The 12,453-nt window shown below is 62.4% G+C and carries 17 protein-coding genes and 1 pseudogene; 11 read left to right on the top strand and 7 right to left on the bottom strand.

Annotation, left to right across the window (positions count from 1 at the left end):
* A pseudogene (locus ACX80I_RS17135) lies at positions 1-190 on the top strand (hypothetical protein); the annotation flags it as partial.
* A gap of 243 nt (positions 191-433) precedes the next feature.
* Here the strand turns inward: ACX80I_RS17135 and ACX80I_RS17130 are convergent.
* The gene (locus ACX80I_RS17130; protein ID WP_459346308.1) at positions 434-892 is read right to left on the bottom strand and encodes a DUF1801 domain-containing protein; all 459 of its coding nucleotides are present in this window, start codon (positions 890-892) and stop codon (positions 434-436) included.
* Between the two features lie 65 nt (positions 893-957).
* On the opposite strand from ACX80I_RS17130, the gene ACX80I_RS17125 reads away from it, so the two are divergent.
* On the top strand, positions 958-1,092 hold the full coding sequence (locus ACX80I_RS17125) for a hypothetical protein (RefSeq protein WP_459346307.1): 135 nt from the start codon (positions 958-960) through the stop codon (positions 1,090-1,092).
* Positions 1,093-1,570: 478 nt separating this feature from the next.
* The gene (locus ACX80I_RS17120; protein WP_459346306.1) at positions 1,571-1,969 is read left to right on the top strand and encodes a hypothetical protein; all 399 of its coding nucleotides are present in this window, start codon (positions 1,571-1,573) and stop codon (positions 1,967-1,969) included.
* 133 nt (positions 1,970-2,102) lie between these two features.
* Here ACX80I_RS17120 and ACX80I_RS17115 read toward each other — a convergent pair whose 3' ends face one another.
* The 3 genes from ACX80I_RS17115 to ACX80I_RS17105 all read right to left on the bottom strand — a co-directional run bounded on the left by ACX80I_RS17115 (position 2,103) and on the right by ACX80I_RS17105 (position 4,425).
* Complete coding sequence (locus tag ACX80I_RS17115) at positions 2,103-2,324, bottom strand: helix-turn-helix domain-containing protein (RefSeq protein ID WP_459346305.1); 222 nt, start codon at positions 2,322-2,324, stop codon at positions 2,103-2,105.
* The gene (locus ACX80I_RS17110) at positions 2,324-2,884 is read right to left on the bottom strand and encodes a hypothetical protein (RefSeq protein WP_459346304.1); all 561 of its coding nucleotides are present in this window, start codon (positions 2,882-2,884) and stop codon (positions 2,324-2,326) included. Before ACX80I_RS17110 ends, ACX80I_RS17115 begins: the two co-directional genes overlap by 1 nt.
* 824 nt (positions 2,885-3,708) lie before the next feature.
* Positions 3,709-4,425 (bottom strand): PP2C family protein-serine/threonine phosphatase, encoded by a 717-nt coding sequence (locus tag ACX80I_RS17105; protein ID WP_459346303.1) that lies wholly within the window; start codon positions 4,423-4,425, stop codon positions 3,709-3,711.
* 11 nt (positions 4,426-4,436) lie between these two features.
* On the opposite strand from ACX80I_RS17105, the gene ACX80I_RS17100 reads away from it, so the two are divergent.
* Positions 4,437-4,613 carry a CsbD family protein gene (locus ACX80I_RS17100; RefSeq protein WP_459346302.1) on the top strand — a complete coding sequence of 59 codons (177 nt, stop codon included), beginning with the start codon at positions 4,437-4,439 and terminating at the stop codon, positions 4,611-4,613.
* A 155-nt stretch (positions 4,614-4,768) separates the two neighbouring features.
* On the opposite strand, the gene ACX80I_RS17095 is transcribed toward ACX80I_RS17100, so the two are convergent.
* On the bottom strand, positions 4,769-5,170 hold the full coding sequence (locus tag ACX80I_RS17095) for a MarR family winged helix-turn-helix transcriptional regulator (RefSeq protein WP_459346301.1): 402 nt from the start codon (positions 5,168-5,170) through the stop codon (positions 4,769-4,771).
* Positions 5,170-5,499, bottom strand: coding sequence for a DUF3040 domain-containing protein (locus ACX80I_RS17090; RefSeq protein WP_459346300.1), 330 nt, complete (start codon positions 5,497-5,499; stop codon positions 5,170-5,172). Before ACX80I_RS17090 ends, ACX80I_RS17095 begins: the two co-directional genes overlap by 1 nt.
* 365 nt (positions 5,500-5,864) lie before the next feature.
* Between ACX80I_RS17090 and ACX80I_RS17085 the strand changes: the two genes are divergently transcribed.
* The 4 genes from ACX80I_RS17085 to ACX80I_RS17070 all read left to right on the top strand — a co-directional run bounded on the left by ACX80I_RS17085 (position 5,865) and on the right by ACX80I_RS17070 (position 8,472).
* Entirely contained in the window at positions 5,865-6,488 is a 624-nt protein-coding gene (locus ACX80I_RS17085; protein WP_459346299.1) for a hypothetical protein, read from the top strand.
* Between the two features lie 135 nt (positions 6,489-6,623).
* A complete protein-coding gene (locus tag ACX80I_RS17080) occupies positions 6,624-7,508 on the top strand; it encodes a YsnF/AvaK domain-containing protein (RefSeq protein ID WP_459346298.1) in 885 nt (294 codons plus the stop codon).
* A gap of 219 nt (positions 7,509-7,727) precedes the next feature.
* Complete coding sequence (locus ACX80I_RS17075) at positions 7,728-8,030, top strand: hypothetical protein (protein WP_459346297.1); 303 nt, start codon at positions 7,728-7,730, stop codon at positions 8,028-8,030.
* 118 nt (positions 8,031-8,148) lie between these two features.
* Positions 8,149-8,472, top strand: a complete 324-nt coding sequence (locus ACX80I_RS17070; protein WP_459346296.1) for a hypothetical protein — start codon at positions 8,149-8,151, stop codon at positions 8,470-8,472.
* 72 nt (positions 8,473-8,544) lie between these two features.
* On the opposite strand, the gene ACX80I_RS17065 is transcribed toward ACX80I_RS17070, so the two are convergent.
* Positions 8,545-8,961 carry a hypothetical protein gene (locus ACX80I_RS17065; RefSeq protein ID WP_459346295.1) on the bottom strand — a complete coding sequence of 139 codons (417 nt, stop codon included), beginning with the start codon at positions 8,959-8,961 and terminating at the stop codon, positions 8,545-8,547.
* A 385-nt stretch (positions 8,962-9,346) separates the two neighbouring features.
* Between ACX80I_RS17065 and ACX80I_RS17060 the strand changes: the two genes are divergently transcribed.
* From ACX80I_RS17060 to ACX80I_RS17050, 3 genes are all read left to right on the top strand, one after another.
* The gene (locus ACX80I_RS17060) at positions 9,347-10,147 is read left to right on the top strand and encodes a GAF and ANTAR domain-containing protein (RefSeq protein WP_459346294.1); all 801 of its coding nucleotides are present in this window, start codon (positions 9,347-9,349) and stop codon (positions 10,145-10,147) included.
* A gap of 823 nt (positions 10,148-10,970) precedes the next feature.
* On the top strand, positions 10,971-11,780 hold the full coding sequence (locus tag ACX80I_RS17055) for a GAF domain-containing protein (RefSeq protein ID WP_459346293.1): 810 nt from the start codon (positions 10,971-10,973) through the stop codon (positions 11,778-11,780).
* A 136-nt stretch (positions 11,781-11,916) separates the two neighbouring features.
* The coding region (locus ACX80I_RS17050) for a hypothetical protein (RefSeq protein WP_459346292.1) at positions 11,917-12,453 on the top strand (537 nt) is incomplete at its 3' end.

Here is a 12,453-nt window from a genome sequence, read left to right as displayed (position 1 = left end):
GGACGAGCGTGAAGGCACACTTCTCACCCGTGCCCTAGCCGTCGTCGGACTGGTGTCCCTTCCACTGACCGGCACCGCCACTCTTGCCATCGGATTCGGCGCGGAAGCACCGATGATCATGACCCTCCTGATGGGGACCCTGTTCGTTATCGGGGTTTCCTCGTTCGCGGTGTTCAACCACCGAAGCTGAAACTTGAGCTCAATACACACCCCCGGGAGCACCGGAACAACGCGGGTTCTGAGGTGCCCGTTCACCTACCTTCCCTGACTGCTAGAGGCTTGCCTTGCTGATGCTTGTGCTCGTGCTCATTCGGGCTCACCAGGGCATCTCCCCCCGGTGTGAAGCCGTTACCCTGACTGCTGCCACCCGGGAATCGGTGCCAGCAGGCTGCCGACGGCAATCCCGGAACGAAAAACGGCCGTGCGCCGTGTCCTATGGGGTGTCGTGTGGGGTGTCGTGTGGGCCTGGCGCGGGACTGTGCACGACGGCAGTCATATGGTCGTACCCCTCCTGGATCAGCTGCTGCAGGATGACGAGGTCAATGTCTGCCAACTTATTCACATACAGGCAGCCGACCCCGCGCTTATGCTTGCCCAGTTTCCCCAGCAGCGACTCCGTGTGGTCCCCGTAGGTCAGTCCGTACAGCACCAGGTGAGCTTTCCGGGGTGAAAAGCCCACAGCTGGCGCATCCCCTTCATGGCCCGTGGCATACCTGTAGTGGTACTGGCCGAAACCGACGATCGACGGGCCCCACATCCGCGCCGGTCGTCCCGACACCTTGTGCATCAGTTCCAGAAGAACCTCCGCGTCGGCCCTACGGACCGGGTGCGGTACGGCAGCGACGAACTCCCGCGGATCAGCAACTGTCGGACGCAGTACAGGGTCACCCATGACCGCAGTATCCCACCACACCCCCCCTTACCGGCGTCGATCGTGAGAACCAAACCTGGACGAGCATGAAGGACTTCGAAGTCATCGAAGGTGTGGAGGTACCCGCCACGGCTGGATCCGGCCCGGGCTTGACTACTGGCGAGCTGGCCGTCTCGGCCTCCGTCGCAGGGCTCAGCGCCCTGGCCGGCTGCGCACACTAGAAGGTCTACTACCACTTGAGGGCGCTCAAGGCGCACAGGTTGGTGGAGCTGTTCGAGGAGCGCCGGCACGGGGCATCACCGGCAGTCAGTGCGTCCGCGGCTAGCCTGGACGCCACCAATGATCGCCTGTCCGCGGGTTACCTCATCGCCTGTCCGCGGGTTACCTCATCGCGCTGGCCAGCCGGCTGGTGCGCGAGGTCGGCGCCCTGACGCGCTCTAGAACGGCGGGAAGACTGATGGTGACCTACCCATAAGCCTCCTACTGAGGGGCCACTCGTCCACAAGGAAGGCCATTGCTCCGAGGAAGCGAGCCGACTCCCCGCCTGGTCGCCCGAAAGAACCGGCGAAACAGGTAGTTCCTACTCGTGTGGAAGACCTGAGAAGCGATCACTGTTAAAGGGGTCACCACAGTGGCACAGGGGGCAGGGGTGTCATGGGGCAGAACAGGTCGATTCCGACAATGCACCCAAGAAACGGTGTGCTTCCTCCCCTTGATGCAACAGTCTTCGAATCACTCGCCGATGACCTTGGTTCCCGCATCGCGTCCGACTTCCTGGACTCTTTCGAGTCACTGCTGACCGATCGCATCCGGCGGATCGAAGGAGCCCTCAAAGCGCACGACGATGAAGAACTCACTACGGCGTTACTGAGCCTGCAAGCCAGCGCCGCCATGGCGGGCGCAGCTCAATTGCAGAGCTCAGCTACCCGCGCCCTGGCATACAACCCGGTTGCATCGGCGCCGCTCGGACCTCTGGTGCGGAAACTTCAGGGACAGGCCGCCGCATTCAAGGATGCCTTCGCCGCCTTCCACCACACAAGCTACACACCGTTGATCGGACAGCCGCCGCACAAGCCATTACGCGCGACACTCGTCTGATCAGAGTGTAAGTAGAGGGGTAGCGACCAGGTGAGCCCCCCCGTTCACAACGTGCTGCACCGCCGGAGGGGACTCCGATGAGCTTAGAACAGCGTCTGATTCGTCATTCCCGGAGTCTGTGTCATTGTCTGTGTCATTGTTCGGTGATCAGGAGGTCTCCGACTTCGCAGTCCAGCGCGCGGCAGATCGCGGTGAGCGTGGAGAACCGGATCGCTTTCGCTCGGTCGTTCTTCAGGACTGAGAGGTTCACCAGGCTCACTCCGACCCGCTTACTGAGCTCGGTCAGGGTCATGTTCCGTGCTTCCAGGAGCTCGTCGAGCCGGCAGTGGATGCCTGTCACATCGTCAGCCGGCATCAGACAAGGCCCTCGGTGTCTTTCTGCAGGCGGCGGCCGAACTGGAAAACCCCGGCGACGAGGATGAGGACGATCCCGGCCACTGCGGGTGCGAGGGGAAGATCGCCCGCGAAGATGATCGTTCCCCCCGGGATGCGCTTGTTCGCCCCGATCGCTTCGGCCAGACGGCTGCGGGCGATCTGATCGAGGATCTGCCCGGTGGTGCCAGCCACGGCCAGGACAGCCCCGCAGACCCCGATGATCCACACCGATTCCGTGGTGAAGAGGTTCTCCCTGCGTAGCCGGAACGCGAGCAGAAAGAGCAGAGCAAGCACCGCCAGGACACCGATCTGGTTCAGCGCCCCTGCCCATGCCAGGAGGGCAGCTTCTGTGGAAGGAAGGGTAGGTATGGTCGCTTCAATCGTCGTGAAGTAGGCCTCCACACCGTCAGGAAGACCCGTTGGAATCTGGTTCGCGGTCGCCAGCGAAAGAGTGAGGGTGGCAGGACCCGTGGACACGGTGACGATGTGGGAGACAGTTGCCATCGTCGTGATGACAGCTGTAATGGCTGTCAGGATCATCAGGGCCAAAGCATCCCCTGTGGAAAGGATCTTCTTGCCACCTGGTGCTGTGCGAGCCGTTCTCGTGGTGCGACGCATGATTCCTCCACTGGGTTATCGACTACCGATATTACCGATAGTCGATAAGCTAGTGATGAGGCGATCGAAAATCAAGAGGTGATCCACGTTGAGATTCCTTCGACGTCGCGGTGTTCCTGCACGTCGTTCGACAGGGCGGCGGGCCGCCGAAAGCTCAGGTCAGCTGACTTACGAGGCCTTGTCCCGTTATTTACATGCAGAGGTTTCCGGTGCTATGTGGCATCTGATCGCGAGCGATGCCGCGTCTACATCCCGTGCGTCGGTCATTCCCACAGCAGCGGGATTGGCTTGGCCGGCGGCAATCCATTCCTCAGCCGTGGTGCACGCGTCAACGGCGGTACTTCCAGAGCGTTTTGTTCCTCACTCGTGTAATTGCCTCGTGCGTACAGTCTGTCGTACTGCACCCGCATCACCTCGAACGCTTCAGCGCAATCCGGGGAGACGGTCGTCGTCGTGGTCCTGGTCGTATTCTTCCCCACGGCGAACCCGATGATCACAAGTGCGATCACCACCAGGACCGCAGGACCACCATATCTCCGACCCCAGGTCCTGCCTGGGAGCCTTGAACGGGCTGAGGTAAGTGGGCCCGGCTTGGTTGAGCGTGTCCCCATAATGGTCCTACTTTCAGTGATTTTGAAGTTCGCGCTTGTAAAGCCTTACACGGGCGCCCGCTCCAACCCGCATGGCATCACCGGCCGACAAGGCCCCGAGGACCTCGCCTCTCTGTTCTTGTCGTACCGCTGGCGTCAGGAGAGTCTGTCGGGGTTCTTGCGGATTATCAGGACTGTCACGTCATCGGTGGCGTGGCCCTTACGGCTGGCCAACCGGTTCAGGTCGGCGGGAAGGTCCGTACTGGCTGCCAGGCCCTCCAATTCTCCAGCCAGTTCCTCCAGGTCCTCACCGAGCAGGTCCAGGACGCCGTCGCTGGGGACGATCAGCGCATCCCCGGGGCCCAGGGTGAGGATATGAGTGTCCCACCGCATTCCGGGCAGGATCCCCAAGGGTGCACTGCTGGTGGGTAGCCTCCTGGCCGTCCCGCGAGCTGACCCATTGGCTGACCCGGAGGACGGTATGTGGTGTGCGAGTCCGTGCCCGGCGTCGGAATAACGGATGGTTCCGGTGGCCGGGTCAAGATCGGCATGGAAGGCGGTGGCGAAGGAATCGGTCCGTGCCAGGTTGGTCAGCATCTCCTCGGACATGACCGTCAACGCCCCCGCTGGGTCGCGACCGGCAGCTGCACGAAGACCGGCACGGATTGTCGCGGCCAGGATGGCCGGACCGGTCCCCTTACCCATCACATCTGCCAGGGTGAAGCGGAAGGCACCGTTGATGATCTCCCAGTCGTAGAAGTCCCCGGAAAGCTCACCGGCAGGCCGGGACGCGGCACTGATGGTGTATCCCGGCAGGGACGGGACCTGCTCGGGCAGGTGTGCCCGTTGAATGACCACTGAAGTCGACGGCAAGGAGAAACATCATGGGGCTGGACGACAAGATCAGCATCGCCGCGCAGAAGCTCGGCGGTCAGGGCAAGGAAGCTGCCGGTAACGCGACTGGAGACGAGAGCCTGAAGGCCGAAGGCCAGGGCGATCAGGCCAAGGGTGACCTGAAGCAGGCCGGCGAGAAGATCAAGGACGCTTTCAAGAAAGACTGACGTTCTACCCGTCCGGCACCTGGAGTAATCAGGCGGACGGATACGGAGAAGTGGAGGGAGTGCGCCCATGACGGGCGCACTCCCTCCACCCGTTCCGGCACCTGTCCACTCCTTCCCTGCGCATATGTCAACTCATAACGGGTAGTGCGCAGGGGTTAGTGTTCGGTGCGGTTGATGATAGTGGAGAGGATCGGGCGGAGCGCTTCGACGTCGGCCGGCAGCTGAATCGACTGGAGGCATTCCTGGGCTGCGGCCAGGAGTGCCCTGCCCTGGTCGGTGATGCTGACTGCTACCTGGTTCTGGCTGAGGCCGTGCTGACGACTGACCCACTGTTGGTCCTCGAGCGTAGTCAGGACGACTCCGATGGTCTGTGGGCGCACAAGAACCAGTCGGGCGAGTTCGGATTGCAGCATCGGGCTTCGCTCGCTGAGGTGCTCGAGAATGTAGAAGCCCAGTTGAGGCAGTCCGAGTGCTTTGAGGTAAGCCGCGGACTTCCGTTGAACGGCGCGGGCCGCGAGGGACAGCAGGTGCACCGAGGACCAAGCTTCGGTCCCCATCATGACCCCTTCACGGCATTCCGGGTCGCCACCACAGGACGCCGACCGTAGGACGTGGGGGGGGGCCGGAACTGAGTTCCGCCAATGATCATGAGGACGAATGCCAGCACCCCGATCAGCAGGATCTTCACGACGACGGCCAGGATCACGATCGTGAACGCCACCAGCACAATCACCAGAGCCAGCACTCTTCGGGCTACCCCTGCCGTGCTGGCTCTGTAGTGTGCCGACCTGTGGCTCCCATTCGATGGGTGCAACTGAGGTCTCCCAGCTGCCAGCTGCCGCTCGAGCTCGGCCCATTGCCGGCGTTCCTCGGCTGACAGCGCCATATCGTTCTCCCCTTCATGGGCACCGTTACTACGCTGCCTTTCCCCTGTACGTGCCGTGCTTTATCCCGACATCACGGGGCATACCTGAAGACGCGGGAGGGATGCTGCCCTTAGACCGCACCCCTCCCCGTCCAGTCCCTCAGGGTGCCCTGGTGCGACCAGCAGATGAGGTGCCCCCGCACGACCAACAGATGTCAACCCCAGACGAGGGTTCCCCCGAAAAGAACACAAGGGTACTGATCATCAGTTTACTTAGGTATTTTGGTGGGAGGGCATTCCTCCTCGGGCAGGCGTCGGATTCCCTACCCGCCAGCGAAGCGCCAAACACCGACCAAACCAAAGATTTCGTATGCGAAGGACATGACATGGCAAAGGACAACACCTCGGGGTCCAGTACGCCCAGGGCGCGGAAGAACGACGTCGTCGCCGCGCAGAAGGAACGCTTCGGCGGCATCAAGTGGGGTTCGGCGTTCTTCGGATGGCTCACAGCCATCGGACTGACCGTCCTGCTCAGCGCACTGGCAACAGCAATCGGGGCCGGCGTAGGAGCCGCGAACACCAGCGGAGCCCAGGACGCCGCGAACCAGGCAACCCAGAACGCGGACACACTCAGCATCATCAGTGGCATCGTGCTCGCCATCGTCCTGTTCCTCGCCTACTACTGCGGCGGCTACGTCGCAGGCCGCATGGCCCGTTTCGACGGCGTGAAGCAGGGCGTCGCCGTATGGCTGTGGGGCATCATCATCGCCATCGTCGTCGCGATCCTCGCCGCCATCGCCGGCAGCCAGTTCAACATCCTCTCCAGCATCGGCGGCGCCCCCCGAATTCCGGTTGATGGCAGCCTGCTGACCGCCAGCGGTCTGGTCGGCCTGGCCATCGCCGTGCTCGTCCCCCTCATCGGTGCGATCCTCGGCGGCAAGGCCGGTATGCACTTCCACCGCAAGGTCGACCAGGTCGGCATCAACCACCAGGCCGGCCTCAACGGCTGACCCCCGCATCACCACGACCGACAGTGGACAATGGCCGAAAAGCCGTTGTCCACGGGGTCCTAGGCACTCCCCCAAGACCGTAACCAACCGGATCTCACACCCCGTTCCATTCACCTGACTTCCAGGGAGCAGTTCATGATTACGCAGAACCACATCGACACCATTCTTTCCGGCCGCGGCCACGTCCTGGATTCCCACGGCGCGAAGATCGGGTCCGTCGGCAAGGTCTACCTGGATGATCAGACCCAGGACCCGAGCTGGGTCACCGTGAAGACGGGCCTGTTCGGTACCTCGGAGTCCTTCGCACCCCTGCAGGGCGCGAACGTGACCGGCAACGACGTCACCATCGGCTACACCAAGGACCAGGTCAAGGACGCACCCCGCATCGAATCCGACGGAGACCTCAGCCCCGAAGAGGAAGACACCCTGTACCGCCACTACGGGCTCTCCGGACACACTGGAACCACTGGAACTACTGACTCGAACACCACGGGTCTGACGACCGGGACGACGACGGGTACGACCGGGTTCGAGCTTGGCTTCCAGGCTGGCGACGAGCGTCACGACCGTAAGGACACCGTTGGTCACGACACGTCCGGTCCGACCACCGATGACGCGATGACCCGCTCGGAGGAGCAGCTCCACGTCGGGACCGAGCGCCGCGAAGTTGGGAAAGCCCGCCTGCGCAAGTACGTCGTCACCGAGACCGTCACCAAGACCGTCCCCGTGTCCCACGAGGAAGTACGCATCGAGCGGGAACCCATCACCAGCGCCAACCGGGGTGACGCCTACGACGGGCCCGCGATCAGTGAAGAAGAACACGAAGTGATCCTGCACGCCGAGCGTCCGGTCGTGGAAAAGGAAGCCGTTGCTGTCGAACGCGTCCGCCTCGACAAGGAAACCGTTACCGAGCAGGAGACCGTTTCGGAGCAGGTGCGCAAGGAGCGCATCGAACTCCTCGATGCCGACGGCACCACCGACGCCACCGATACCATCGACACCACCGGTCGCCGTCGCTAGGTAGATCCACCGGCAACAACCCCGCCGATAGTAGGTCATCCAGTAGAACCCAAGTTTACCGAGGGGCGCCGCACATGCGGCGCCCCTCGGAACGTTCACGGAGGACCACCGGGCCCGTGTCCGCTCATAGGTCCAGTGAACAAGGAGCCGCTGCGGTATCGTCGGTTTCGCCTCTAGAAGCGGGGCTTTCAGATTGCCAGCACGTGATGGAGGCCTTTCGTGATCGATAGCAGCAGATTGGATCCGGACAAAGACTTTCCAGAGGATCTGACGTCGATAGATCGGGATGACCTGGACATCCTCAACAGCAGGAATCACCGGGCTCGGGACCTGCAGTACGTCCGCGACGGTGAGGTGGGTGCGGAGACCGACGGCCAGCACCACGAGCTACGGGAAGAGCTCGATCGCCGGCAGGCGATTCGCGACGCATCAGCTGACACCTCCGCCACGACTAAACCCGAGGCCGAGGCGGAAGAAGCCGGGGCCGGGGCCGAGGAGGACGTTAAGGTTCGCGAAGTCTGATCAAGTAGAGGCTTTGGACGCGAGCTGCAACCCTCATTTTGTTCGTGCAATCCTCTTCACCGCTGCCTGCGGCCTTCGAGACGATTAACGGAACCGAGGAAGCGTGAGGGTGGTTTAGGTGTTGAACGCCGAGGAGCAGCGGCACGAGTTCGTGCGGATGATCCTGCAAGAGGACCTTGATCTGCACGATGTGTGGCTAGGGTATTTCGCGATGTCAGGTAGCGCATCCGAGGAGGAAGTGGCCCTGTACACAGTGGGGATGATGATGCTACCGGAGGCCCAGCGTGACCTGCTGGCCCTGGCGGCACAGGAGTCTGCACAGAGTATTGGTATTGCGTTCCACACCAGATTCGAACCGTTCCTACGCCGGCTCGAGGACCACGGCGGCGACCAAGGCCAGGACCACGACAACCACGGCGAGGCGGACGACTACCGTCGCTGACTAGCGATGCCGATAAGGCCATCGTGCCGTCCCGCCAAGGGATCGACTACCGAACCGCTCGATCGCGGACGGTCAGGACGTGTAAACCATAAAGGTCGCGCCTGTTTTGCATGAACCTGGCAAGGCTTCCGTCAGTTCGGGCGCCTCGCTATATCCACCACCCAGGGACACCTGCGGGCCCAGCGGAATCGTGTCGAACCCAATGTCAAGCTCCCCTGCGTCGTTGAAGTGCGTGCCAGCAGGGAACTCGATGTTGTAGATCGTGCCGTCCGAGGCGTGAGCTAGCAGGCATTCGTCCTTACTGGTGAGCAGGACGCCCTCAAATAGTGCTTCAGGCCCGAATCGACCGTCGCGCTGCTCATCTGAAACGAGCACTTGGAGTGCTGAGGACTCCTGCAGCCCGCCGGCAGCTTCGATGGTACACGCCGTCATGGATTGACCGCCGATCAAAGCGAGGGCGAGCACGAAGTAGCGACCCTTCACACTCATCACCTCCTGAGCAGTCAACTTCTGCTTCAGTGCATCACGCGACGCGAGGTGCCTGCCTGCGGGTGTCCTTCCGGGCTGTCAGTCAAAGGTCTTCCTTTATGAGGCGGCAGAGCTTACGTGTACCGCGGGTAGATCTTACCCGTGGGGGCAAATTGAAGAGCCCGGTCGGCCAGTCCAAGCATCGTACGGATCTGGCTGGCGCGTGGAAGTGGCTTCCGCCGTGTTTGGCTGCAGGCGTCGGGGCTGTCGTGGGGTTAATTAGGACCCGGAGCGTAGCGTTGAGAGTGTCGTTAGTGAAAGAGCGCTGTAGTGATGATTATCGCCGTGTTTCGGGTTCTCCGGGCGCTGCCGCTCCGCGAACGCTGATCTCCTGGATAGGAGAATCATGAACGATCAACCCCTCCTCACCCTCGACGCCGAGGCCGCCCCACCCGCCCCGACGCCTGGTACTCAGCCGGGCGGTCCCGTAGTGGCTGTCAGCGAAATAGCGGATCTGCAGGATCTGGTCCTCGACAGTCCGGGGGTGGAGCATTTCCTCGGTACTCTTGCGCAGCTCGCGGCCCGGCAACTGTCCGACCCGGGACGTGAGGTGTTCTGCGGGGTGACACTGCTGCGGCCCCGGCACGCCGAAACCGTGGCGAGCAGCAGCGAGAAAGCCCTGAAGCTCGACGAAATCCAGTACTCCTACGGGGACGGACCCTGCCTCACCGCAGCCCGCACCATGGAAACCGTCTACGTCCCTGACACGCGCATCGATGGCCGGTGGCCCGAGTACTTCGCGACCATCGCCGAACACGGCATGCTCTCCATCCTCGGCGTGCCCATTCCCCTCAAAGGCGAAGCTGACTGCGCGCTAAACCTCTACTCCAACACGGTGGATGGATTCACGCCGGAAACCGCCGCGGCTGCGGAAGTCTTCGCCCGGGAAGCGTCCAGATCCCTGCGTTTGGCGGTACGGATCGCGCACCTGTCCGACAAGGAGACCCACCTCAGTGCGGCCCTGGAATCCCGGACCGTCATCGACCTTGCCGCCGGGATCATCATGGGGCAGAACAAATGCAGCCAGGCAAAGGCCATGCAGATCCTCAAAGCAGCCTCCAGCGGCCGGAACATCAAGCTCCGCAACATCGCAGCCCGCGTCGTCGCCACCACCAGCGATGAAACGCCGACCACCCACTTCGAATAACTCGTAGCTGGCTCACATCATGCGCCCGGTTGGGTACAAAGCCGCTGTTTACTAAGGTTCCGGGAGCTTGCTCGTTGTTCGATTTGCGCAGGCTCTCCGCCTGTTGCCCGGATGTCTGCGGTGCTGAGGCGGGGGCGGCAGGACACGTGCGTTGCACAGCGTTCCTGCCGCCCCCAAGTGGCATCTGCCTACTGCTAGACATGTGAAGCCAGCGGAAACACTTAATATTCTGCTGCCCTCGGTAGGCCAACGGTGGATCTCGCATCGGGAGAGGTTCCCTGCGCATTGATGGTCGTGTAAGGCGCGCGAGTGTCATGGTCAGAACCTGAGGTGTCGCCAAAACCTAACGGTTGGTGAAACACTCGGACGATCCCTCAACAGTCGTGCTAGTTCAGGACTGCGATGTCGGTTGCAATACGATTTCGGCTCCTCAGCTGTCGTGCTGAATCAGACTGCCATCGTGATAGGAGTGACAGCTGTTAGTGGAATCAAGGCTCGGCACCCGCAGGTCAGCGAGTCCCTTAGTGTCCCGGCAGGAAGCCCCGCAGGAAGACGACGTTGCCCGTGATCCTGCCACCGTATGAGCCGGTGTACGTTCCGTTGCAGATTCAGGCTCACCTGTCGATCAGCCGTCCCTACGTAAAGGCGGGCGACGCAGAACGCGTGAAAACCCTACTGTTGAATCACTAGAGGAAGCGGATCAGGTGCCACACAGGGCCCCTGACGATTCGGTGGAGGAGTGAACGTGCTGGATGAGTACGTGCAGCAGTGGAGTGCGATTCAGACCGTCCGGGCAGCGAGCTTGGATACCAAGGACGTATTCATGGCGTACTTTGCCCTCACGGGCGACGCGGACGAGTTCGACGTCCAGGGATATCTGTCCGGCCTGGTGATGCTCCCGGTACCGGACCGCGACCTGCTCGCCCACGCCATCAATGAACTGCTCGACAGCACTGGTTCCATGGTTGACGGTGCGCACTACAGCAATCAGGGTGCGGCGTCGTCCTCCGGGTACGACGGTTACCTTCGCGACGTGGCTCTGTCCCCCGACGGATACGACTTCACCGCACCGCCGGTCGGGGACCACAGCACCAGCGCTTCCCTTGGTACTGCGGACGCTCAGGGTGCCGCGGATGCCCGGGCGGGAGGGATCGACGATGCAGGCCCGGACGAGCATGAATTTCGGCGCCTGCACGCGTTGCACGAGACCGGGTTGCTCGAGTCCGGGCCGGAGGAACGCTTCGATCGGATCACCCGGCAGGCCCGGGACCACTTCGGTGTCAGCTCAGCCTCCATCGCCCTGATCACCGAGGACGCCCAGGTCATCAAGTCCGTCGTCGGACCCATCGGCCAGGACCTCCCCCGAGGCATCGCATTGTGTGCGAAAACCATCGAACACGACCGCACCCTCGTCATCACCAATGCCGCCCTCGACCCGGAATGGCGTGATCACCCCCTCGTCACCGGCGCCCCAGGGATCCGCTTCTACGCCGGGCACCCCATCAGCACAGCCGCCGGCTGGCGCATCGGCACCCTCTGCCTGATCGATGACCAGCCGCGGTCCTTCACCGAGGAAGATGTCCAGGTCCTCAGACGCCTCGCCGCGCAGGTTCAACTGCACATCTGGGTCTGAACGACCAAACCCGAGGCGCTGTCATACAGCGAGTTGTAAGCCGACGTGGTGTCTTTTTCCAGTGTCTTGCCGATACTCTCGTCGTGACACCGGGGTCCAGAAAAAGGCCATCGTTATCACGAGCACAGGAATGGCCATGACAGAACTCCTGCACCCAGACCCCACCGAACCATCCACAGCCCTTGCGCTGGATGAGTCGAGCACAATCGCCTCCTCGGCCGATTCCCGCAGCGACAGCCAGGCGCCCCAAGTGCGGACCGCCCGCCATGCGCGGGACGGCGCCGCGCTGGAGGGAACCCTGACCCCCGAGGACCTCGCCGCACTGCCCACCAGGCACCTGCGGATCTTGGTGAACCAGGCATACCAGGTCATGGATACCGACTACCCGCCCACCGGGGCCATCGACCGTTACGAGATGATCGTCGAGGAGCTCGAGCATCGCGCACAGCAAGCCACCGAGGGCGGCGCCGAAGGCGTAGCCGAATCTGGCACGGTGCACCAGGTCAAGGGAACATTCCGCGACAACCCCCTGTACTGCCGGTTCGAGCTTTTCATCGACGGTGACCTCGCCGCATGTATGAAGTACACGATGAACGGCGGGCACGTCATCCTCATCGCGGGCATAGAACACCCCGAGTTCCGGGACCAGGGCATTGACGCGACCCTGATGCAC

This window comes from Arthrobacter rhamnosi, from assembly GCF_054510855.1.
Note: the sequence above shows the minus strand (reverse complement) of the source record. Positions and strands in the feature narration are given on the sequence as shown.

Bases quoted from the DNA above. Each gene is read 5' to 3' on its own strand.
- ACX80I_RS17130 (WP_459346308.1), bottom strand. From the start codon at position 892: ATGGGTGACCCTGTACTGCGTCCGACAGTTGCTGATCCGCGGGAGTTC.
- ACX80I_RS17115 (WP_459346305.1), bottom strand. From the start codon at position 2,324: ATGCCGGCTGACGATGTGACAGGCATCCACTGCCGGCTCGACGAGCTC.
- ACX80I_RS17060 (WP_459346294.1), top strand. From the start codon at position 9,347: ATGAACGATCAACCCCTCCTCACCCTCGACGCCGAGGCCGCCCCACCC.
- ACX80I_RS17085 (WP_459346299.1), top strand. From the start codon at position 5,865: ATGGCAAAGGACAACACCTCGGGGTCCAGTACGCCCAGGGCGCGGAAG.
- ACX80I_RS17095 (WP_459346301.1), bottom strand. From the start codon at position 5,170: ATGGGGACCGAAGCTTGGTCCTCGGTGCACCTGCTGTCCCTCGCGGCC.
- ACX80I_RS17100 (WP_459346302.1), top strand. From the start codon at position 4,437: ATGGGGCTGGACGACAAGATCAGCATCGCCGCGCAGAAGCTCGGCGGT.
- ACX80I_RS17080 (WP_459346298.1), top strand. From the start codon at position 6,624: ATGATTACGCAGAACCACATCGACACCATTCTTTCCGGCCGCGGCCAC.
- ACX80I_RS17125 (WP_459346307.1), top strand. From the start codon at position 958: ATGAAGGACTTCGAAGTCATCGAAGGTGTGGAGGTACCCGCCACGGCT.
- ACX80I_RS17110 (WP_459346304.1), bottom strand. From the start codon at position 2,884: ATGATCCTGACAGCCATTACAGCTGTCATCACGACGATGGCAACTGTC.
- ACX80I_RS17055 (WP_459346293.1), top strand. From the start codon at position 10,971: ATGGCGTACTTTGCCCTCACGGGCGACGCGGACGAGTTCGACGTCCAG.
- ACX80I_RS17065 (WP_459346295.1), bottom strand. From the start codon at position 8,961: ATGAGTGTGAAGGGTCGCTACTTCGTGCTCGCCCTCGCTTTGATCGGC.
- ACX80I_RS17090 (WP_459346300.1), bottom strand. From the start codon at position 5,499: ATGGCGCTGTCAGCCGAGGAACGCCGGCAATGGGCCGAGCTCGAGCGG.